Genomic DNA, 20,242 nt, shown 5'->3' with positions numbered 1-20,242 from the left:
CACTCCTTGGCTCCGGGCAGCACCGGACCGGCCCGTGCGGCGGCGCCCGCGCACCCCGCTCCTGCTCGCCCTCCTCCTGGCCGTGGCCGCCGCCTGCCTCCCGTCCCCGGTCGCGGCCCGCCCCCGTGCCGACGCGGCCGCCCAAGAGCCGGCCGCCCGTTACGACGACGTCCTCGACCTGCGAGGCGCGCCCGCAGCCGCGCTCCCCGGAGACGCGAAGGACAACAACCCGGTCAACGTCTTCGCCGATCAGGGGGCTTGGCACGCCTACGCCCTGCCCCTCGCGGACAAGCCGGAAGGCTATGGCGGATTCACCGGCCCCCTCTACATCGCCCAGGAGTACCCCTGGTGGCTGAGCACCTCGTTCAGCCGTATCCGCCTGAGCGAGCAAGGCCGTGCGCTCGACCTCGCCGCCGGCGGTGAGCCGCGCTTCACCGCGCGGCCGGGATCGCTGCTCCAGGCGTACGACATCGGCGGCGGCCTCGGGCTCACGCTTGAACTCCGGTACGCCACCCACCGCACGGCGCTGGTCCGGGCCACCGTGCGCAACACCGGTCGCGCCCCGCGTACCCTCGCCGCCGACTGGACCGGCAGCCTTCTGCGGCCCGTGGAGGACCCGATGCGGCAGGCGCCCTCGCTGAGGGCCGCGCCCGAGGGCGTCGCTGTCGCCTTCGCCAAGGTGCGCGCGGCGGACGACTTCCTCACCGACGGCACCGAGCGCTTCGAGGTCCGGCACGCGGACGCGGTGCGTACGACCGTGGCGGGCGACTCCTACCGTACGGAACTGGCCCAGCCGTTCACGCTCGCGCCCGGCGGGCGGCGGTCTGTGGACTGGACCGAGAGCTACACCTTCACGCGGGCCGAGCGCGCCTCGGAAGCCCGAGCGGCGCGGCAGGTGCTCGCCGACCCGGGGAAGACCGTGCGAGCCGTCGACACCCGCTGGCGAGGCTATGTGGAGCGGGTCACCGACGGGGTGCCGGTCGCCCGGCGGCGGCTCGCCGTCAAGGCGCTGGAGACGCTGGTCACCAACTGGCGCGGCGCGGCGGGCGACCTCGCCCACGACGGGATCACGCCGTCCCTGTCGTACAAGTGGTTCGCGGGCGGCTTCTGGGCGTGGGACACCTGGAAGCAGGCCGTCGGCACGGCGCGCTTCGATGCGCGGCTCGCCCGGTCGCAGATCCGCGCGATGTTCGACCACCAGATACCGCCCGGCTCGACGACCCGGCCGCAGGACGCGGGGATGATCCCGGACGTCGTCTTCTACAACGGCCCGGGGCGCGGCGGCACCAACTGGAACGAGCGCAACAGCAAACCGCCGCTGGGCGCCTGGTCGGTGTGGCAGGTCTACCGGCGCGGCGGCGACAAGGACTTCCTGCGGGAGGTGTACCCGAAGCTGGTCGCCTGCGAGCGGTGGTGGTACCGCAACCGGGACCACGACCACGACGGGCTCGCGGAGTACGGAGCCACCGTCGACCCCGCCAACGACTCGCCCGCGCGGCAGCGGCTGGCCGCGGCCTGGGAGAGCGGCATGGACGACGCGCCGCGCTTCGACGCCGCACTGGGCACCTCGGTCGTGCCCAACCGGGACGGCGCCGGCCGGGTGACCGGCTACTCCCTGACCCAGGAGTCCGTGGACCTCAACGCCTACCTCGCCGCCGACCAGGGCTACCTGGGCAGGATCGCCGCGGAGCTGGGGGAGCGGACGGCCGCCGAGGGCTGGCGCGCCAGGGCGGCCGCCACCGCCCGGGCCGTACGGGAGCGGATGTACGACCCGGCGACCGGGTGGTTCTACGACACCGGGCTCGGCACGGGCGCCCGGCTGACGGAGCGGGGCCGGGGCATCGAAGGCGCCATCGCGCTGTGGACCGGCGTTGCGAGCCCCTCCCAGGCGTCCGCCGTACGCCAACACCTGCTGGACCCGGGCGAGTTCGCGACACCGCTGCCCCTGCCGGCCGTGGCCAGGAGCTCGCCGTACTTCTCCGCGCGGCAGTACTGGCGCGGCCCCGTCTGGCTCGACCAGGCGTACTTCGCGATCGCCGGGCTGCGCCGCTACGGCTTCGGCCACGACGCGGACGCGCTGACCGCGCGCCTGACCGACGGCGCGGCGGGCCTGACCGGGAACGGGCCGATCCGGGAGAACTACGACCCGCTGACCGGCGCCGGTCTCAACGCGCCGAACTTCAGCTGGTCCGCGGCGCTGCTGCTGCCCCTGCTCACGGAGCGCTGACCGAGCGTCGTCCACTCCACGTCCGGGCCAAAAGAGAAAGGCAAGGAGAGCACTCTCCTTGCCACTCTTAAGTTATAGCGCGGTGGGGGGCTTGCGGCAAGGCCCCCGTCGTACCGCAGAATCGTCGGCCGAGGCCACAGCCTGCGGAAATGAGGGCACGACCGGTGACCGAGCAGTACGTACGGGATCTTGAAGAGGTCGACGGGACACAGACCGCGGTCGTCGGCGGCAAAGGCGCGCATCTGGGAGCCCTGGCCGGGATCGAGGGTGTGCAGGTACCGGGCGGCTTCTGTGTGACGACGGACGCCTTCCGGCGGATCATGGCGGAAGCGCCGCCGATCGAGGGTCTGCTCGACCAGCTGGCGCGCTTGGAGCCGGACGACCGGGAGGGGATCCGCACGCTCAGCGCGGAGATCCGCCGGAGCATCGAGGGGATCGCCATCCCGGACGATCTCGCGGCGGCGATCACCCGCGCGCTCGCCCGGTCCGGCGAGGACGCCGCCTACGCCGTGCGGTCCAGCGCGACGGCGGAGGACCTGCCGACGGCCTCCTTCGCCGGTCAGCAGGACACCTATCTGAACATCAGGGGCGCGTCCGCGGTCCTCCAGCACATCAGCCGCTGCTGGGCCTCGCTGTTCACCGAGCGGGCCGTGACCTACCGACGGCGGGGCGGCGTCGACGACCGTACGGTCCAGATGGCCGTGGTCGTGCAGCGGATGGTCTTCCCGGACGCGGCGGGCATCCTGTTCACGGCCGACCCCGTCACGGGCAACCGCAAGGTCGCCACCGTGGACGCCGGGTTCGGCCTCGGCGAGGCCCTGGTCTCCGGACTGGTGAACCCGGACGTCTTCACCGTGCGGGACGGTGCGGTGGTGGCCAGGACGATCGCCGCCAAACAGCGTGCGCTCGAGGCCCTGCCGGAGGGCGGCACGCGGGAGGTGGCGGTCGACGCCCAGCGGCAGGAGCAGCCGGCGCTGACGGACGCGCAGGTCGTACGGCTCGTAGAGCTGGGGCGGCGGATCGAAGCGCACTTCGGCCGCCCGCAGGACATCGAATGGTGCTGGGCCGACGGCACCTTCCAGATCGTCCAGAGCCGGCCGATCACGACGTTGTTCCCCGTCCCCGAGGCCCACGACCAGGAGAACCACGTCTATGTCTCCGTCGGCCACCAGCAGATGATGACCGACGCCATGAAGCCGCTGGGGATCTCCATGTGGCAGCTGACGGCCATGGCGCCGATGCACGAGGCCGGGGGGCGGCTGTTCGTCGACGTCACCGGGCGGCTGGCCTCGCCCGCGAGCCGCACCGCCCTGCTGGATCTCATGGGGAAGGGTGATCCGCTGGTCAGGGACGCGCTGGAGACCGTACTCGAGCGCGGCGACTTCGTTCCCTCGCTGCCCGACGCCGCTCCCACGGGGCCGCCTGCCGGAGGCGCGCCCGCCCCGATCGAGACCGATCCCGCCCTCGTCACCCAGCTCATCGAGCGCAGTCGGGCGTCCGTCGAGGCCCTGGAGCGCGGGATCCGGACGAAGACCGGACCGGCGCTGTTCGACTTCCTGCTGGAGGCCTTCGAGGAGCACAAGCGGAACGTCCGTGATCCGCTGAGCATGCAGGCGATCATGGCGGGGATGGAGGCCACCTGGTGGCTCAACGACAAGCTGGGGGAGTGGCTGGGCGAGAAGAACGCGGCCGACACGCTCACGCTGTCCGCTCCCGGCAACGTCACGTCGGAGATGGGGCTGGCGCTGCTCGACGTGGCCGATGTGATCCGGCCGCGGGCGGAGGTCGTGGCGTTCCTGGAAGGCGTGCGGGACGAGGACTTCCTGGAGGAACTGGCCAAGCTCCCGGGCGGGACCGGGGCGCGCGACGCCATCGAGGCCTACCTCGACCGGTACGGCATGCGCTGCGTCGGCGAGATCGACATCACCCGGCCGCGCTGGCGCGAACGCCCCACCACGCTCGTCCCGGCGATCCTCGACAACGTCCGCAACTTCGGGCCGGGCGCCGCCGAGCGGCGCTTCGAGGAAGGCCGGCAGCGGGCGCTGAAGAAGGAACAGGACGTGCTGTCGCGTCTGCGGGCTCTTCCGGACGGCGACAAGAAGGCCGACGAGGCCAAGCGGATGATCGACCGGGTCCGCACCTTCATCGGGTACCGGGAGTACCCGAAGTACGGCATCATCAGCCGTTACTTCGTCTACAAGCAGGCCCTGCTGGCGGAGGCGGAGCGCCTGGTGCGGGCCGGTGTGCTCCGGGAGAAGGACGACGTCTTCTACCTCACCTTCCAGGAGTTCCACGACGTCGTGCGCTCGCAGCAGATGGACGACCGGCTGGTCCAGCAGCGCAAGGACGCGTTCCGCTCGTACCAGACGCTCACCCCGCCCCGGGTGCTCACCTCGGACGGTGAGGCCCTCTCGGGGGCGTACCGGCGCGACGACGTGCCGGCCGGAGCCCTGGTCGGTCTGCCGGTCTCCGCCGGGACCGTCGAAGGGCGGGCCCGCGTGGTCCTCGACATGGCGGAGGCCGATCTGGCGGCGGGCGACATCCTGGTCACCGCCTACACCGACCCCAGCTGGTCACCCCTGTTCGTCGGCATCGCGGGCCTGGTGACGGAGGTGGGCGGGCTGATGACCCATGGCGCGGTGATCGCCCGGGAGTACGGGCTGCCGGCCGTGGTGGGCGTGGGGCAGGCCACCCGGCTGATCCGGGACGGTCAGCGCATCCGGGTGCACGGGACCGAGGGGTACGTCGAGATCCTGTCCTGACCGGCCGCACGTGCACGGCCCGGCGCCATTCTCTACGGGGAGTGGTGGCGCCGAGCCGTGCCCTTCCGGGTGCCGTGGCGCATCGCCGAGACGATGTCGAGGAGCGACGAGCCCCACGCCCACACCCCCAGGGGCAGCACCGCGGCCTTGGCCCAGAACCACACCGATCCGGGCTCGGGGTGGGCGAGCACGTCGTAGCCCCATCTGAGGCCGATCGCGCACATGGCCACGGCCGGGATCAGATGGGCGCGCGCCGACCGGCTCTTGCGCCCCGGGGTGTCGGCCAGCCGCAGCGCGTACACCTCGACCGGACCGAACTCCTCGGCCGCGCCACCGCCGGACGCCCGCAGATGGTCCCGGGCCTCCTCCCGGCAGCGCGCGGCCGCGGCGGGCGGGTAGCCGTGCCGCCCTCGAAGCAGCGCTTCCAGGCGCGCCAGCCAGGCGTCGTCCCCCACCGGCTCCGCCGTGGCGCGCCGCCCCAGGAACCAGCGTCCGGCCCGCTCCTCGGACAGCCGGAACCCCGCGACGGCCAACAGGCCCCCGACACCGAACAGCGCGGGCGCGGGCACCTCCATCAGCGGCCGGGAAGGGACGGCGGTGAACAGGCCGGCGGTGGCCATCACGAGGACGCAGACCGCCGCCAGCGAGAAACGCCAGGCGCGCAGCCGTGCGGCGGCCCGCAGTTCGGGCAGCACCCCGGACACCGCGACGGACAGCACGGTCAGCAGCGCCGCGCCGGTCAGTTCGGGCCATCCGGCCGACAGCCAGAACCCGTCGCTCATCCAGAGCACGAGGCCGAACAGCGCTGTCTGGACGCCCGCGAGCACCAGCCCCGCCGTGAACCGGCCGCCCGCCGTGGCGCCGTCCAGGCCCTCGGCGCTGCGCCGCGTCTCACTGATGCGCTCCGCCGCGACCGTATCGGCGTAGGTCTTCGGCTCCCCGACCACCTGACGCAGGGGCTGGCCGGCCTCCGCCGCGATCTCGTGGACCTCGGCGAGCACCTCGGCGACGAGTCCGTCCGGCGGGTTGTGGTGGTAGACCAGAGCGAGTTCGAACTGCGCCGCCCAACTCTCGTCGTCCTTGTGCGTCCAGGCAGGCCGCTGCTCGGTGCCGTGCGTCATCGATCCTCGCCCCCATCGTTCCCGGGTGTCGTGCGTGCGGAGGAGCCGTCCCCGGCCAGCGCGCTCACCACGTCGTCGAGAGCCCGCCAGGAGCGGTACTCCTGGGCGAGCCGAGTGCGACCGGTGGGCGTGAGGCGGTAGTACTTGCGCCCGGGGCCGCCGTCCCCCGCACTCCAGCGCACCTCGACGGCGCCCTCTTCCTCCAGCCTGCCGAGAGCCGGATAGAGGGTGGCCGCCTTGAGACCCCCGAGACCGGCCTCGCCCAGCCGCTGGATCAGGGCGTAGCCGTAGCTCTCGCCCTCGGTGGCCAGCACGCCGAGCAGACACAACGGCAACGACGCGCGCAGCCACGCGGCTTGGACCTCCGGCATGGCCCCTCCCCGAGCACCCCGACTAGTTGGATTTTGATAATAGTCGAAGAGTCGGAAGAGTTGTTCCTGGTGGGGGAGGGGAGAGCGGCGAGAATCGGGAGAGAAGTGCGGGTGGGCTGGTTGTCATGCTCAAGGAGCGGCTTCGTCCGCGTGGGTCCGCCTTGGGGATGACGCGGATTGGCTCTCCGGGGGGATGGGCGCGCGGCGGCGGGCTGCCACAGTAAGAGGGACTTCCCGGTGGGGTGGCATCAGGCGTTGCGATCCCTGTGATCGGCGCGCGGGACGAGCCGACGGTCCGAGCGGACGGTTCGGCCGGTCGCTTCCGCGCGTATGCCCTCGGCCACGGCGGCCGGGGCACCCGGCCAGCACGACGATCGGTAACCCTCCATGTCCTCAGCAGTGTCCTCCGCGATCCGGTACGGCGTTCTGGTCGTCGCGGCCACGGGTGTCGCGCTCTCCCTCACCGGGTGCCATATGGCCGACACGGCGAAGTCCGCCGTGGAGTCCGGCCGCCCGCCCGGTGCCACGTCCGGCCAGCCGCTGCCCGCCGCGCTGAGCGGTCAGCCGGTGGCGTGGCGGCCGTGCGCGGCGCCGACCGCGGCGCAGGGCGGGGGCGGGGCGCCCGGCAGGCAGTGGGAGTGCGCCACGGTCAGGGCGCCGCTCGACTACGCGAAGCCGGAGGGCGAGACGCTCGGCCTGGCCCTGATCCGTGGCAAGGCCGTGGAGCGCGGTGGGAGCGGGGCGCTGCTGCTCAACGTCGGCGGGCCGGGGAAGTCCGGTGTGGCCGCGCTGCCTCGGCTCGCCGCCGAGTACAGCCGGCTGCACGCCCACTACGACCTGGTCGGCTTCGACGCGCGCGGTGTGGGGGAGAGCGCGGGGGTGCGCTGTCTGAGCGACGCGGACCTCGACGACCAGGCGGCGATCGACGCCCTGGACGGGCCCGGGCCCGACGCCGGTGACAACAAGCGGTTCGCGGCGGCCTGCCGGGCGCGCTCGGGCAAGCTCCTGCCGCATATGGACACCGAGAGCGCCGCCCGCGACCTGGACCTGATCCGCCAGGTGCTGCGGGAGAAGAAGCTGACCTACTTCGGTGCGTCCCACGGCAGCAAGGTCGGCGCCGTCTACGCCCACCTCTTCCCCAAGAACGTGGGCCGCATGGTGCTGGACGCGGCGCCCGACCCGGGGCAGGACGCCCTGCGGGCCTCCGTGAGCCGGGCCGAGGGACTCCAACTGGCCCTCGAGCACTTCCTGCGGGACTGCGCCGCGTCGCGGGGTGCGCGGTGCCCGACGGGTACGGACCCGGCGGAGGGCAACCGCAAGGTCATGGCGCTGCTGGGCAAGCTCGACCAGCGGCCGCTGCCCGCCCAGCACGGCCGCACCCTCACCCGCTACCGGGCGACCCAGGGGATGGCCGCCGCCCTCAACGACCAGGCGGGCTGGAAGCAGTTGGCGGCGGGGCTCGACGAGGCGATGCACCACGGGCGGGGCGCGGTGCTGAGCTCACTGGCCGACAGCGGGGCCGAACGCGACGAGCGGGGCCGCTACAGCAACGCCGGCGCCGCCCGCCGCGCCATCACCTGCGCCGACGACAAGCACCGCTACAGCACCGCCGAGGTGCAGCGGGTGCTGCCGCGGTTCCGCCAGGCGTCCCCCGCCTTCGGTGAACCGCTGGCCTGGACGCTGGCCCAGTGCAGCCAGTGGCCGGTGCCGGGCAAGGCCGACACCACCGATGTCCGCGCCAGGGGCGCGGCGCCCATCGTCGTGATCGGCAACACCGGCGACCCGGTCACCCCGGCGGCCGGGGCGGCGGCGATGGCGCGGCAGTTGGGCGACAAGGTGGGCGTCCACCTCACCCTGCGCGGCGAGGGCCACGGCGCCTACCACACGGGCAACGCCTGCATCACGGGCGCGGTCGACTCGTACCTCATCAAGGGCACCCGCCCGCGCAACGGCCTGATCTGCGGCTGAGTTGCCCACGGGCGGCCGTCACCTGAAGAGGCGGTCACCGCTGTTGGCCATGCGGTGGGTGGAGCTGTGGCGGTTCACCCAGTCGCGGACGAGGTTGACGGCGTTGGCGCACTGCCAGCTGTCGTCGTACTCCCGCACCCCGGTGAAGGCACCATAGCCCGCGATGATGCCGTCCACGCGGGCATCGCCGAGGAGTTTGTCGACATACCACGGGTCGTTGTACGTGGTCGTCCAGGACAGCGTGGCCGCGAGCCGCCCGGCGGCACGGTCCTGGGCGCCCTTCTTCAGTTCCGCGCAGGTGTTGTAGGTGGGTTCCGTGCAGTTGCCGAAGCCCTTGGTGATGTCGCTGTCGCCGTAGTCCATGGCCCGGCGCCCGGTAGGAAAACCCGAACCGGACCGGTTGAAGGCGCCGTTGACCTGGTCGCGGGTGCCGGTCGTGGTGATGCCCTCCAGGCTGCCGAGCCTGCCTTCCAGGCTCTTCCAGCCCCGGCCGCCGACGTCGGGGGTGCTGCCGCCGTGGTACTCGTAGAAGCCGTAGAGCACCTGGATCCCGGCGCCGGTCAGCCGCTGCGCCTTGTCGCGCAGCCCGGCGACGCTGCACGCGCGGTTGGGTGCCTCGCCGCAGTAGTTCGGGTCCTTGATGTCCAGCCAGACCAGCGACAGCCGCCGCCCCGCGCCGGCGTTCGCGAGAATACGGTCGATCATGCTGTCGAAGCTGGGGCCCCGCCGGTCGTCACCGGCCGAGGAACAGTCGTGGTAGGCACGCCATTCGTTCGGGTTCCACCAGGCGCAGACGTCGACCTCGATGGCGTTGGCGCCGTGCTTGAGCGCGGCGTCCACCCCGTCCAGGGTGTCGACCCGGTGCGCGATGGCGTAGATCGCCTGCCGCTGGTCGGCCGCTGCCGCCGGGGTCGTACTGAGCGTGGTGGCACCGATGAGCCCGCACAGCGCGGCCACCAGCGCCAGTACCGTCCGCAGGCCGGAGCCGTGTCGAAGGTGAGTGGTCAAAGTGAGGATTCCCCCTTGGGTGTCCGCCGGCGTGGTCGGTGCCGGCGGGTGCGGTGCCTGGACCCTCCGAGCGTGCGGGACGCTTCGCCCAGGTCGCCAGGGAATCCCGGCACTTGGGGACGTGCGAACCCGCGGGACGGCGTGTTCGGGCAGCGGATTGTGCCCGGATGGCCTGCCTGTCCGCCGGGGCGGCGCGCCTGCTGGCGGCGCGCCGCCCCGCCCCTCACCCGGGTCAGAGCTTCAGCCGGTGCACCCCTCCCTGCACCGTGCCCGCGTACAGCCAGCCGTCGGCCGCCGCCAGGGTGGTGGCGTTGAGGTTCTGCAGGCCGGTGGAGATGTTGTGCCAGGTGCGGCCGCCGTCCGTGGAGCGCAGGACGCCTCGGCCGCCGCGCGGCAGGGCCGTCTCCCAGTAGCGGGTGGTGGCCGCGTAGAGGGTGTTGCCGACCTGCAACAGGTCGCTCACCCGCAGCGGCAGCCTGCCGGTGTCGGCGGTGCGGAAGGTCTTCCCGCCGTCCGTCGACACCCTGATCGCGTCACCGCCGGTCAGCATCTTCGGCCCGGCGAACTCGATGGTGTCCACGCGCCCGTCGGCGACCTTGGTGATGTCGTCGCCACCGTTGTCGGACCGGTAGAGCCCGTCGGGGGCGCCGAGCCAGAGCCGGTCCGGGTTCTTCGGGTCGCCCGCGACGGCGGTGAAGTACGTCCGGTCGTCGAGGAGGTTCTTCCAGGTGGCGCCGCCGTCCTCGGTGGAGAACAGGCCCCTGCCCAGCAGGTTCGTGTACGAGACGTACACGCGGTCGGGGTCGGCGGGGTGCACCGCCATGGCGAACACCGTGCCGTTGCTCTCGCCCTTCTGCTGCCAGGTGGCACCCGCGTCACCGCTGCGCTCCAGGTGGAAGTCGCCCCAGGCACCGCTGCGCACCCGCCACACGATCCGCGAGTCCTTGGCGGAGGTCTGGAGCAGCCGGGTCTCCTTGCCGATCATGCCCTCGCCGCCGGTGGTGCCCCACTCGGCTCCGGAGACCGGCAGGCGCGAGCGGTGTGTGCCCTGCGGGCCCGCCGCGAGCAGCTGGTTCCCGCTGAGGGCGAGGGAGTTGACGGTGCCGCCCTGGACGCCCAGGCGCCGGTAGTCCCTGCCGTCCGGGGTGCCCCGGTAGAGGCCGGCCCCGTCCGCCGAGACGGTCAGCGAGCCGTCGGGCCAGCGGTCGAAGTCGGAGGTGGTGGAGGCGCGGTTGGCCGCCGGGACGGTGCTCCAGTGGCGGCCGTGGTCGCGGCCGACGCGGATGTCCCTGCCGTAGCCGACGTACATGTCGCCGCCGCTGAGGGTCATGCCCGTGCCGCCGTACCCGTGGTTGTCCAGCGTGGCCCAGGTCCTGCCGCCGTCGAAGGAGCCGACGATGCCGGACCCGACCTCGTACACGGCCACGACCTCGCGGTCCGCGACGACGGTGACCGAGACCTTGCCGCCGCCGGGCTCGTACACCTTGGTGGCCTTGCCGAGGCTGCCCGACGACAGGCCGTCGCGCTTCCACACCGACGTGCCCGCCGAGAAGTAGAGGCTGTCACCGCCGATCGCCACGTCGTAGACGGCGTCGACGGGGATACCCAGCGGCTCGGTGCTCCAGGTGTCGCCGCCGTCCCGGCTGATCAGCAGGTCGGTGGCGGTGACGGCGAGGAGCGTTCGGCCCGTCTCGTCGGTGAGGAAGTCGACGAGGCGGGTGTCGGGGGTGTTGAGCGTCTGCCAGGTGCGGCCGCCGTCCTGCGTGCGCAGGATGGATCCCCTGCGGGGGATGCCGGACGCGCTGTTGGCCGCGTACCACCAGCGTTTCGCGTTGTGCGGGTCGATCACGGTGAAGGCCCGGGACGCCACGTCGGTGAGCGGCAGCCGGGTGTGCTGCTCCCAGGTCGCCCCGTTGTCCACGGTGGACCAGGGGCCGGCCTTGTCGTACTGGGTGAGGACGGCGGCGCCGGGCGCGCTCGGCGCGAGGGTGAGGTCGCCGCTCTCGGAGTTGGGGCCGACGGGCTGCCAGCGGGAGGTGCGGCTGTCCGCGGGGGTGACCTCGAAGCCGTCACGGTTGCTGGTCAGCGTCTTGCCGTCGGCGGTCCGGCCTTCGGCGGACACCAGGTGCGCGCCCTCGCCGCGGCCGGTGAGCTCGGCCTGGTAGACGTTGGCGCCGCGCAGTCTGGTGGTGACGGTGTAGGGCCTGCCGTGCGGCGGGGTGACGGTCAGGACCGGCGGCTCGGCCAGCGGCGCCGGGGTGAGGACGACGGCGGTGGAGGTGCCGTCGCTCGGGTCGGGACCGGCCTGGAGGAACAGCTTCCGGACGACCAGGAGGTACGGGACGCGCAGTGCGGACCCGTGCTCGGGAGTGACCGCCACGGTGCCGCTGATCTCGGCCTCACCGTCCGGGCGTTCGGCCCGGAGGCTCACCGTGGCCGTCGCGGCGGCCCCCGCCGGGATGCGCAGGGTGCTCGGGCTCACCCTCGCCGGGCCGCTCGCTTTCAGGCGTACGGTACGGGCGCGGGTGCCGGAGTTGGTCACGGTGAGCTTGCGGCTGCCGCCGACCGTGTGCCGGGCGAGGTCGGCGAGCCCGTAGGAGAGGGTGGCCGGGCTGGTGGTGATCCCGGTGTCCGCCGAGTCGGCGGCCGCGGCGACGTCGAGGCGGCCGGAGCCGGCGGTGCTCGTCCCGTACCCCTTGAGCTGCTTGGTGGAGCCCACCAGCTCGGAGGTGACCTTCGCCGGGGTCTCACCGGGGTGCAGCTGGCGCAGCAGGGCGGCGGCGCCCGCCGCGTGCGGCGCCGCCATCGACGTTCCCGACATGCGGTAATAGCCGGGCGCGTAAAGGGAGGTGGGGATGGTGGAGCGGATGTCGTAGCCCGGTGCGACCAGATCCGGCTTCAGGCCCCACCGCAGGTCCGGACCGCGCGAGGAGAACGAGGCGATCCGGTCGGTGACGTCCGTGCCGCTGACCGTCACCTGGACCCGGCCGCTCGCCAGCCGGCGGCCGAGCTCGGCGTACTGGGTGGAGTCGATGCCCAGCATGACCAGGGTGTCCATACGCAGTGAGTCGCCGGAGTCCTTGAGCGAGGTCTGCGCGGCGAGCGGGACCGAGCCGTCGGCGGAGGAGGCCTGGGGCAGGTCCGGCGTCGGCGCGCCCGCCGCGGCGAACACCGGTCCGCCGCCGCCGGACGGCCCGCCGATCAGGGCGACCGCACCGCGGCGCTCGGCCTCCCGGGCCATCTCGATCTCGTTCAGGTACAGGTCCCGCGGGGACTGGGCGACCAGCATGTCCACACGCACGGCCTTGCCCTTGACGTCGCCCGCCCGCTGCCAGTCCTCCTCGGTGCCCCGTCCCGCATCGACGAGATCGACCGTGAAGGGCCTGCCGGGCGGGTTCGCGGAGACCAGCCCACGGTACGCCTGGATCTTCCCGCCGCCCTTGTAGGCGGCGCTGGGTATGCGCAGCCCGCTGATGGAGGCGCCGACCGCGATGACGCCGTCGGCGGCGGCCGGGGTGCTGATGGTGCCCCTGCCCGGCCCCTCGTTGCCGGCCGAGGCGACGACGACAACGCCCGCCCTGGTCGCGGCGGTCGCGGCCGCGCCGAGCGGGTCGGTGCCGTCGCCGTAGCCGCCGAGGCTCATGTTGATGACGTCGGCGCGGTGCGGGTTGGCCGGGTCGATCGCGGCCTCGATACCGGCCACGATGTCGGAGGTGTAGCCCGCGCCCGCGTCGTCCATGACCTTGTACGCCAGGATGTCCGCGCCCGGCGCCACACCGGTCACACCGCCCCGCGTCGCGGCCTTGCCCGCGATGATGCCGGCGACGTGGGTGCCGTGGCCGTTGTCGTCCATCGGGTCGGCGTCGCGGTTGACGAAGTCGTAACCGCCGACGACTTTGTGCCCCCGGCCGAAGCCGCCGCCCAGGTCGGGATGGGTGTAGTCGACCCCGCTGTCCAGGACGGCGACGGTCACGCCCTTGCCGTCGGCGCCGCTGCCCGCCGGGTCCTTGCGGCGCCACACCTGCGGCGCGTTGATCAGCGGCACGCTCGCGTCGGTGAGCAGGCGCATCTTGGCGTCGGGAACGACGGAGACCACTCCGGGCAACCGCTTAAGCGCGGCGACCTCGGAGGCCTTCACGGTCACCGCGACCGCGTTGAGCAGCAGATTCAGGGTGCGTGGCGAACCGGCGTGCAGCCCGGCGCCGTTGGCCCGGGCGAGGAACGACTTCTGCCGATCGGCGAGCGCGGCCCGGTCCGAGCCGACCGCCCGGGCGTCGCCGGCGCGCAGCACGCCCTTTCCGGCCGCGGCGGCTTCCCCGGACAGCGTGACGATGACACGTTGCTCCGGATCCTGACGGGGGTCCGCGGTGGCGGACTGGGGCACCGCCGACAGCAGGCCACCGAGGACGGCGGCCGCGACCGCGGCGGTGAGGGATCTACGAGGGGTCATGCCGGACCAAGTAATCGGAATCCAGTGGTCCAGACAACGATTTGGCCTGGCCCATTGCTGCCCCTGGCACATACGGGCCAAGATCCTGGTCATGTCCCAGCTGACCGCCGCGGGCGTCGACCCGTTCGACGAGAGCGTCTACCGAGCGATCCTGGTTCGCCACACCGCCGCCCCGGCGGAGCTGGCCGACGACCTGTCCTGCTCTCCTGAGCGGGTGGCCCGCGCCCTGGACCGGCTGCGTGAGAACGGCCTGGTGGGGCGGCTCGCCGGAACGCGCCGCCGCTACGCGGCCATTGAGCCGGGCGCGGCCCTGGAGTCCCTGGTCCGCTCCCGCACCGCCGACCTCGACGCTGTACGGGCCGCGGCAGGCGAGCTCTCCCGCCTCTTCACCACGGCCCAGCAGGGCGGCTCCGAACAGGTCGAAGTCATCACCGGCGGCGAGGCGTTGGGCCGCTGGTTCGTCCGGCTGCAACAGGAGGCGCGCGAGGAGGTCATCACGCTGGACCGGCCGCCGTACGCGCTCACCACCTCCAACCCGGTCGAGGCGACGGCCCTCACCCGGGGCGTCCGCTACCGTGCCGTGTACGCGCCCGAGGCCCTGGAATGGCCCGGTGTGCTGGGTGACATCCGGGAGTTGGTGGCGCACGGCGAGCAGGCCCGGGTGCTGCCCGGTCTGCGCATCAAGCTGGCCATCGCGGACCGCCGCCTCGCCCTGATGCCGCTCTCCCTCGACTTCACGGCCGAGGTGCGCGCGGCCGTCATCCGCCCCTCCGCCCTCCTGGACGGGCTGATCGACTACTGGGAGCTGTGCTGGCGTACGGCAACCCCACTGGACGCGCCCGCCGAGGACCCCCTGAGCGAGGAGGACCGCCAGATGCTCACCCTGCTGGTCAGCGGGCTCAAGGACGAGGCCATCGCCCGCCAGTTGGGCTGGTCGGTACGGACGATGCGGCGCCGGATCAGCCGGCTGCACGAGGAACTGGGCGCGGCCAACCGCTTCCAGGCGGGGGTGATCGCGGCACGACGGGGGTGGATCTGAGCCCTTGGCGGGGCTCGGCGAAGTCTGCCGGAGGGCCCGGCGGAGGTCTCGACCGGGGACGGGGCCCTTGCGCCGGGCGGTGGGCGTGTAGTGCCCTGACTCCCATGAGAATGAGCAGAGTTGGCGTGTTGATGGCCGCCGTGGTCGCCGGGTCGCTGCTGGCGAGCGCTCCGGGGGTGAGTGCGCGGGGCGTCGGCGCCGGTGGCACGCCGTCGCCCGGAGCGGCCTCCCTCGAGGGAATCGACCTGGACACCGTGACGATCCCGGAATTACAGGCACGCAGAGGCCAGGGGAGCCTCACGTCACTGGCGCTGACCCGTGCCTATCTGCGGCGTATCGAGGCCGTCGACCCGAAGATCAACGCGGTGCTCTACACCGATCCGTCGGCCCTGCGGCAGGCCGCGGCCAGCGACGCGCGGCAGCGCGGCGGCCGACTGCGCGGACCGCTCGACGGCATTCCCGTCCTGCTGAAGGACAACGTGGACACCCGTGACCTGCCGACCACGGCCGGGTCGCTCGCGCTGGCCGGCGAGCCGCCAGGTCGCGACGCCGTGCTGGTCGCCCGGCTGCGGCAGGCGGGGGCGGTGATCCTCGGCAAGACCAATCTGTCGGAGTGGGCGAACTTCCGGGCGGCGAAGCCGACATCGGGGTGGTCGGCCGTGGGCGGACAGACCCACAACCCGTACGTCCTCGACCGCAATCCGTGCGGGTCCTCCGCGGGCTCGGCCGCCGCGCTCGCCGCGTCCTTGTCCCAGGTGGCGATCGGCACCGAGACCGACGGCTCCATCGTCTGCCCGGCCGGGATGAACGGCGTGGTCGGCCTCAAGCCGAGCCTGGGCCTGGTGAGCCAGCGGGGAGTGGTGCCCATCTCCGCCCAGCAGGACACCGCCGGACCCATGGCACGCAATGTCATCGACACCGCGCTGACGCTGGCGGTACTCACCGGCGACCGCGCGGCGGACCTCACCGGCCTGTCGCCCCGCGACGCCACCGGCGCACGGGCGGGCCGCCCGGACGGGCTGCGGGGCAAGCGCATCGGGCTGTGGCGGCTTCCCTCGCTCGGCTCCGACGTGGACGCCCTGATGAGCGCCACCGCGGCGAAACTGCGCGCCGCCGGTGCCGAGGTCGTCGAGGTGACGCCCCCGTACCAGGCCCGACTGGCGGAGCTCGAGTTCCCGGCGCTGCTCAGCGAGTTCCACCGGGACATCGACGCCTACCTCGCCACGCGTCGGGGGCCGCGCGACCTGGCGGCGCTGATCGCGTTCAACCGCACGCACCCGCAGGAGCGGACGTGCTTCGCGGGGCAGGAGCTCTTCGAGCAGGCCCTCGCCGCCCCGCCCACCACCGACCCGGCCTACCGGGCCATGCGCGCGGAGCTGACGGATCTGGCCCGCCGCTCGATCGACGAGACGCTGGCCGCCCACCGCCTGGACGCCATCGCCGCGCCGACGAACCCGCCGGCCTGGACGACCGACTGCGCGCGCGGGGACAACGACGTGATCCCGTCCTCCACCCCGGCGGCCGTCTCCGGCTACCCCTCCCTGTCGGTTCCCGCCGGATCCGTGGGCGAGCTGCCGGTCGGTCTGCTGCTGATGGCCGGTGACCGCCAGGACACGGGCCTGCTGTCGCTGGGCGCCGCTGTGGAGCGACGGCTGGAGGCCTGGCGCGCACCGCGCTATCTGCCGTCGGTGGGCCCCAGCGCCCACTGAGTCGGTCGGCCGCGGGCCCAACTCGGCCCGCGTGAGGTGTCCTGTCTCCCCCTGTACACGCGGAGACGGCCGGGGGGTTACTGGTGCCACGGCGCCGGCGCGGTCTGTACGGCGGCCCCCTCGGCCATCCGGTGCACGCCGTGCGTCACCACCGCGCGTCCCCGGCAGCCGTCCTTGACTGCTGACACACTCCGGGAGGAGGCGCCTCGTGCGGACAGCGGCCGTCCGGGCCCACCAGCGGCGAATGGGCGAGGCGGCCGGCTGTTCACAGGCTCGCCGCGTGGTCCGGGACGTACGTCTGAAGGCTGCGCGGCGGGCGTTCGTAGCCGGTCGAGGGCGGCCGGCGCGGCAGCCGCAGCACCTGCGGCGCCGTCTCCTCGTACGGGACGGAGGCCAGCAGGTGGGCGATCGTGTTCAGCCGGGCCCGCCGCTTGTCGTCGCTCTCCACGACGTACCAGGGCGCCTCGCCGATGTCGGTGTGGACGAGCATGTCGTCCTTGGCGCGGGAGTAGGCCTCCCACCGGGTGATCGACTCCAGGTCCATGGGGGAGAGCTTCCAGCGCCGCAGCGGGTCCTCCAGCCGGCGGCGGAAGCGGTCCTGCTGCTCGGTGTCGCTCACCGAGAACCAGTACTTGCGCAGCAGCATGCCGTCCTCGACGAGCATCCGCTCGAAGACGGGGCACTGGCGAAGGAAGCGCTGGTACTCCTCCTGCGTGCAGAAGCCCATGACGTGTTCGACTCCGGCCCGGTTGTACCAGGACCGGTCGAACAGCACGATCTCCCCGGCGGCCGGCAGGTGCTCGACATACCGCTGGAAGTACCACTGGCCGCGCTCACGGTCGGTCGGCTTGGGCAGCGCCACGATTCGTGCCACCCGGGGGTTGAGGTGCTCGGCCACCCTCTTGATCGTGCCGCCCTTGCCGGCGGCGTCCCTTCCCTCGAAGACCACCACCAGACGGGCACCCGTCGCACGCACCCACTCCTGCAGCTTCACCAACTCCGTCTGCAGACGCAGCAGTTCCCGCTCGTACACCTTGCGCGGCAGCACCGCCGCCCGACTGTCGGCCATGCCGCCTCCACCGCCCGATGAATGACCCGCCCCGACGACTTCTGGAGTCCCACCCATGTCCAAGGTCGAACACCCGGACGCCACCGTACTTTCCGACGAGGAGCTGCGCACCCTGGACGCGCACTGGCGCGCCGCCAACTACCTCGCGGCGGGCCAGATCTATCTGATGTCCAACCCGCTGCTCACCGAGCCGCTGCGGCCCGAGCACATCAAGCCCCGGCTGCTGGGCCACTGGGGCACCTCGCCCGGTCTGAACCTCGTGTACACCCACCTCAACCGGGTGATCGGGGCGCGCGGGCTCGACGCACTGTGCGTGTGGGGACCGGGGCACGGCGGGCCGTCCGTCCTCGCCAATTCCTGGCTGGAAGGCAGCTACAGCGAGACCTACCCGGACGTGCCGCGCGACGGAGAGGGGATGGCCCGCCTCTTCCGGCAGTTCTCCTTTCCCGGCGGCGTGCCCAGCCACGTCGCGCCCGAGACGCCCGGCTCCATCCACGAGGGCGGTGAACTGGGCTACTCGCTCTCCCACGCCTACGGCGCCGCCTTCGACAACCCGGACCTGCTCGTCGCCTGTGTGATCGGCGACGGCGAGGCGGAGACCGGGCCGCTGGCCACGGCCTGGCACTCCACCAAGTTCCTCGACCCCGTGCACGACGGCGCGGTGCTCCCGATCCTGCACCTCAACGGCTACAAGATCGCCAACCCGACCGTGCTCGCCCGGCTCCCCGAGGAGGAACTCGACGCGTTGCTGCGGGGATACGGGCACGAGCCGGTCCATGTGAGCGGCGACGACCCGGCCCAGGTGCACCGCGCCATGGCCCGCGCCCTCGACGGCTGCCTGGACCGGATCGCGTCGGCGCAGCGGGCCGCCCGCGAGGAAGGTGTCACCGAGCGGGTGCGCTGGCCGGTGATCGTCCTGCGTACCCCCAAGGGCTGGACCGGCCCAGCCGACGTCGACGGCGTCCCGGTCGAGGGGACCTGGCGCGCCCACCAGGTTCCGCTGGCCGGGGTGCGCGAGAACCCCGAACACCTGCGCCAGCTGGAGGGCTGGCTGCGCTCGTACCGGCCGGACGAGCTCTTCGGCCCGGACGGGCGCCCCACCGCCGACGTGCTCGCCTGTGTCCCCGAAGGCGCCAGGCGGCTGGGGGCCACCCCGCACGCCAACGGCGGACTCCTGGTCCGCGACCTGCCCATCGCCGCGCTCGACGACTTCGCCGTGCCCGTGGACAAGCCCGGCGGGACGCTGCACGAGCCCACCCGGGTGCTCGGAGACCTCCTGGCGCGGGTGATGAGGGACACCGAGGGGCGCCGCGACTTCCGTCTGGTCGGGCCCGACGAGACGGCCTCCAACCGGCTCCAGGCGGTCTTCGACGTCAGCGGCAAGGCCTGGCAGGCCCAGCGCCTCCCGGTCGACGAGCACCTCGACCACCACGGCCGGGTGCTGGAGATCCTGTCGGAACACACCTGCCAGGGCTGGCTCGAGGGCTATCTGCTCACCGGCAGGCACGGGCTGTTCTCCTGCTACGAGGCGTTCGTGCACATCGTCGACTCGATGGTCAACCAGCACATCAAGTGGCTCAAGACGTCCCGCGGGCTGCCGTGGCGCGCCCCGATCGCCTCCCTGAACTACCTGCTGACCTCGCATGTGTGGCGCCAGGACCACAACGGCTTCTCCCACCAGGATCCCGGCTTCGTCGACCACGTCCTGAACAAGAGTCCCGAGGTCGTACGGGTGTATCTGCCACCGGACGCCAACACCCTCCTCTCGGTGGCCGACCACGTCCTGCGCAGCCGCGACTACGTCAACGTCGTGGTGGCGGGCAAGCAGCCCTGCTTCGACTGGCTGCCCATGGACGCCGCCCGCGCGCACTGCGCCCGGGGGGCGGGGATCTGGGAGTGGGCGGGCACCGAGAACGGCGGCGAGCCGGACGTCGTGCTGGCCTGCGCCGGAGACGTGCCCACCCAGGAGGTGCTGGCGGCGGCCCAGCTGCTGCGCCGCCATCTGCCGGAGCTCGCCGTCCGGGTGGTCAACGTGGTCGACATGACCCGGCTGCTGCCGCACGAGGAGCACCCGCACGGGATGAGCGACTTCGAGTACGACGGTCTGTTCACCCAGGACAAGCCGGTGATCTTCGCCTATCACGGCTATCCGTGGCTGATCCACCGCCTCGCCTACCGCCGCTCGGGCCACCGGAACCTGCATGTGCGCGGCTACAAGGAGTCCGGCACCACGACCACGCCGTTCGACATGGTCGTCCGCAATGACCTGGACCGCTACCGCCTGGTCATGGACGTCGTCGACCGCGTTCCCGGCCTCGGGGTGCGCGCCGCCGCCGTACGCCAGCAGATGGCCGACGCCCGCACCCGCCACCACGCCTGGATCCGCGAGTACGGCACCGACCTGCCGGAGATCGCGGAGTGGACCTGGAACGCCTGAGCGCCTGTTCGCCGTCCCGCCGCACGCGGTCGCGCCCGGGTGCGGCGGGGCCAGCCGGTGCGCGCGCGTTGGGCGGACCGC

At 72.8% G+C, this 20,242-nt stretch carries 11 protein-coding genes; 6 read left to right on the top strand and 5 right to left on the bottom strand.

What is annotated here, in order from left to right; translation table 11 throughout:
* Nucleotides 1-34 precede the first annotated feature (34 nt).
* Nucleotides 35-2,227 carry an MGH1-like glycoside hydrolase domain-containing protein gene (locus ABD236_RS07480; protein WP_344071539.1) on the top strand — a complete coding sequence of 731 codons (2,193 nt, stop codon included), beginning with the start codon at nucleotides 35-37 and terminating at the stop codon, nucleotides 2,225-2,227.
* A gap of 164 nt (nucleotides 2,228-2,391) precedes the next feature.
* Nucleotides 2,392-4,989, top strand: coding sequence for a rifamycin-inactivating phosphotransferase (gene rph, locus ABD236_RS07475; RefSeq protein ID WP_344072241.1), 2,598 nt, complete (start codon nucleotides 2,392-2,394; stop codon nucleotides 4,987-4,989).
* Between the two features lie 32 nt (nucleotides 4,990-5,021).
* Here rph and ABD236_RS07470 read toward each other — a convergent pair whose 3' ends face one another.
* On the bottom strand, nucleotides 5,022-6,110 hold the full coding sequence (locus tag ABD236_RS07470) for a hypothetical protein (RefSeq protein ID WP_344071537.1): 1,089 nt from the start codon (nucleotides 6,108-6,110) through the stop codon (nucleotides 5,022-5,024).
* The gene (locus tag ABD236_RS07465) at nucleotides 6,107-6,481 is read right to left on the bottom strand and encodes a PadR family transcriptional regulator (protein ID WP_344071535.1); all 375 of its coding nucleotides are present in this window, start codon (nucleotides 6,479-6,481) and stop codon (nucleotides 6,107-6,109) included. The genes ABD236_RS07470 and ABD236_RS07465 overlap by 4 nt, the downstream gene beginning before the upstream one ends.
* A gap of 387 nt (nucleotides 6,482-6,868) precedes the next feature.
* Between ABD236_RS07465 and ABD236_RS07460 the strand changes: the two genes are divergently transcribed.
* The gene (locus tag ABD236_RS07460; RefSeq protein ID WP_344071534.1) at nucleotides 6,869-8,449 is read left to right on the top strand and encodes an alpha/beta hydrolase; all 1,581 of its coding nucleotides are present in this window, start codon (nucleotides 6,869-6,871) and stop codon (nucleotides 8,447-8,449) included.
* An 18-nt stretch (nucleotides 8,450-8,467) separates the two neighbouring features.
* Here the strand turns inward: ABD236_RS07460 and ABD236_RS07455 are convergent, their stop codons facing one another.
* Both ABD236_RS07455 and ABD236_RS07450 read right to left on the bottom strand, forming a co-directional pair.
* On the bottom strand, nucleotides 8,468-9,457 hold the full coding sequence (locus ABD236_RS07455) for a PI-PLC domain-containing protein (RefSeq protein WP_344071533.1): 990 nt from the start codon (nucleotides 9,455-9,457) through the stop codon (nucleotides 8,468-8,470).
* Between the two features lie 232 nt (nucleotides 9,458-9,689).
* Nucleotides 9,690-13,907 carry a S8 family serine peptidase gene (locus ABD236_RS07450; protein ID WP_344071532.1) on the bottom strand — a complete coding sequence of 1,406 codons (4,218 nt, stop codon included), beginning with the start codon at nucleotides 13,905-13,907 and terminating at the stop codon, nucleotides 9,690-9,692.
* A 91-nt stretch (nucleotides 13,908-13,998) separates the two neighbouring features.
* Between ABD236_RS07450 and ABD236_RS07445 the strand changes: the two genes are divergently transcribed.
* On the top strand, nucleotides 13,999-14,946 hold the full coding sequence (locus ABD236_RS07445; protein ID WP_344071531.1) for a helix-turn-helix transcriptional regulator: 948 nt from the start codon (nucleotides 13,999-14,001) through the stop codon (nucleotides 14,944-14,946).
* Between the two features lie 110 nt (nucleotides 14,947-15,056).
* Nucleotides 15,057-16,655, top strand: a complete 1,599-nt coding sequence (locus ABD236_RS07440) for an amidase (RefSeq protein ID WP_425543833.1) — start codon at nucleotides 15,057-15,059, stop codon at nucleotides 16,653-16,655.
* A 265-nt stretch (nucleotides 16,656-16,920) separates the two neighbouring features.
* On the opposite strand, the gene ppk2 is transcribed toward ABD236_RS07440, so the two are convergent.
* Nucleotides 16,921-17,724 (bottom strand): polyphosphate kinase 2, encoded by an 804-nt coding sequence (ppk2, locus tag ABD236_RS07435; protein ID WP_344071529.1) that lies wholly within the window; start codon nucleotides 17,722-17,724, stop codon nucleotides 16,921-16,923.
* Nucleotides 17,725-17,779: 55 nt separating this feature from the next.
* Between ppk2 and ABD236_RS07430 the strand changes: the two genes are divergently transcribed.
* Nucleotides 17,780-20,161, top strand: a complete 2,382-nt coding sequence (locus ABD236_RS07430; protein WP_344071528.1) for a phosphoketolase family protein — start codon at nucleotides 17,780-17,782, stop codon at nucleotides 20,159-20,161.
* The last annotated feature ends 81 nt before the right edge of the window (nucleotides 20,162-20,242 follow it).

The organism is Streptomyces crystallinus, assembly GCF_039521265.1.
Classification (GTDB): domain Bacteria; phylum Actinomycetota; class Actinomycetes; order Streptomycetales; family Streptomycetaceae; genus Streptomyces; species Streptomyces crystallinus.
The sequence above is the reverse complement of the archived record's forward strand: the minus strand, read 5'-3'. Positions and strand labels throughout refer to the sequence as shown.

Coding starts and splice junctions, on each gene's coding strand:
- ABD236_RS07460 (WP_344071534.1), top strand. CDS start 6,869: ATGTCCTCAGCAGTGTCCTCCGCGATCCGGTACGGCGTTCTGGTCGTC.
- ABD236_RS07445 (WP_344071531.1), top strand. CDS start 13,999: ATGTCCCAGCTGACCGCCGCGGGCGTCGACCCGTTCGACGAGAGCGTC.
- ABD236_RS07440 (WP_425543833.1), top strand. CDS start 15,057: ATGAGCAGAGTTGGCGTGTTGATGGCCGCCGTGGTCGCCGGGTCGCTG.
- ABD236_RS07450 (WP_344071532.1), bottom strand. CDS start 13,907: ATGACCCCTCGTAGATCCCTCACCGCCGCGGTCGCGGCCGCCGTCCTC.
- ABD236_RS07470 (WP_344071537.1), bottom strand. CDS start 6,110: ATGACGCACGGCACCGAGCAGCGGCCTGCCTGGACGCACAAGGACGAC.
- ABD236_RS07465 (WP_344071535.1), bottom strand. CDS start 6,481: ATGCCGGAGGTCCAAGCCGCGTGGCTGCGCGCGTCGTTGCCGTTGTGT.
- ABD236_RS07430 (WP_344071528.1), top strand. CDS start 17,780: ATGTCCAAGGTCGAACACCCGGACGCCACCGTACTTTCCGACGAGGAG.
- ppk2 (WP_344071529.1), bottom strand. CDS start 17,724: ATGGCCGACAGTCGGGCGGCGGTGCTGCCGCGCAAGGTGTACGAGCGG.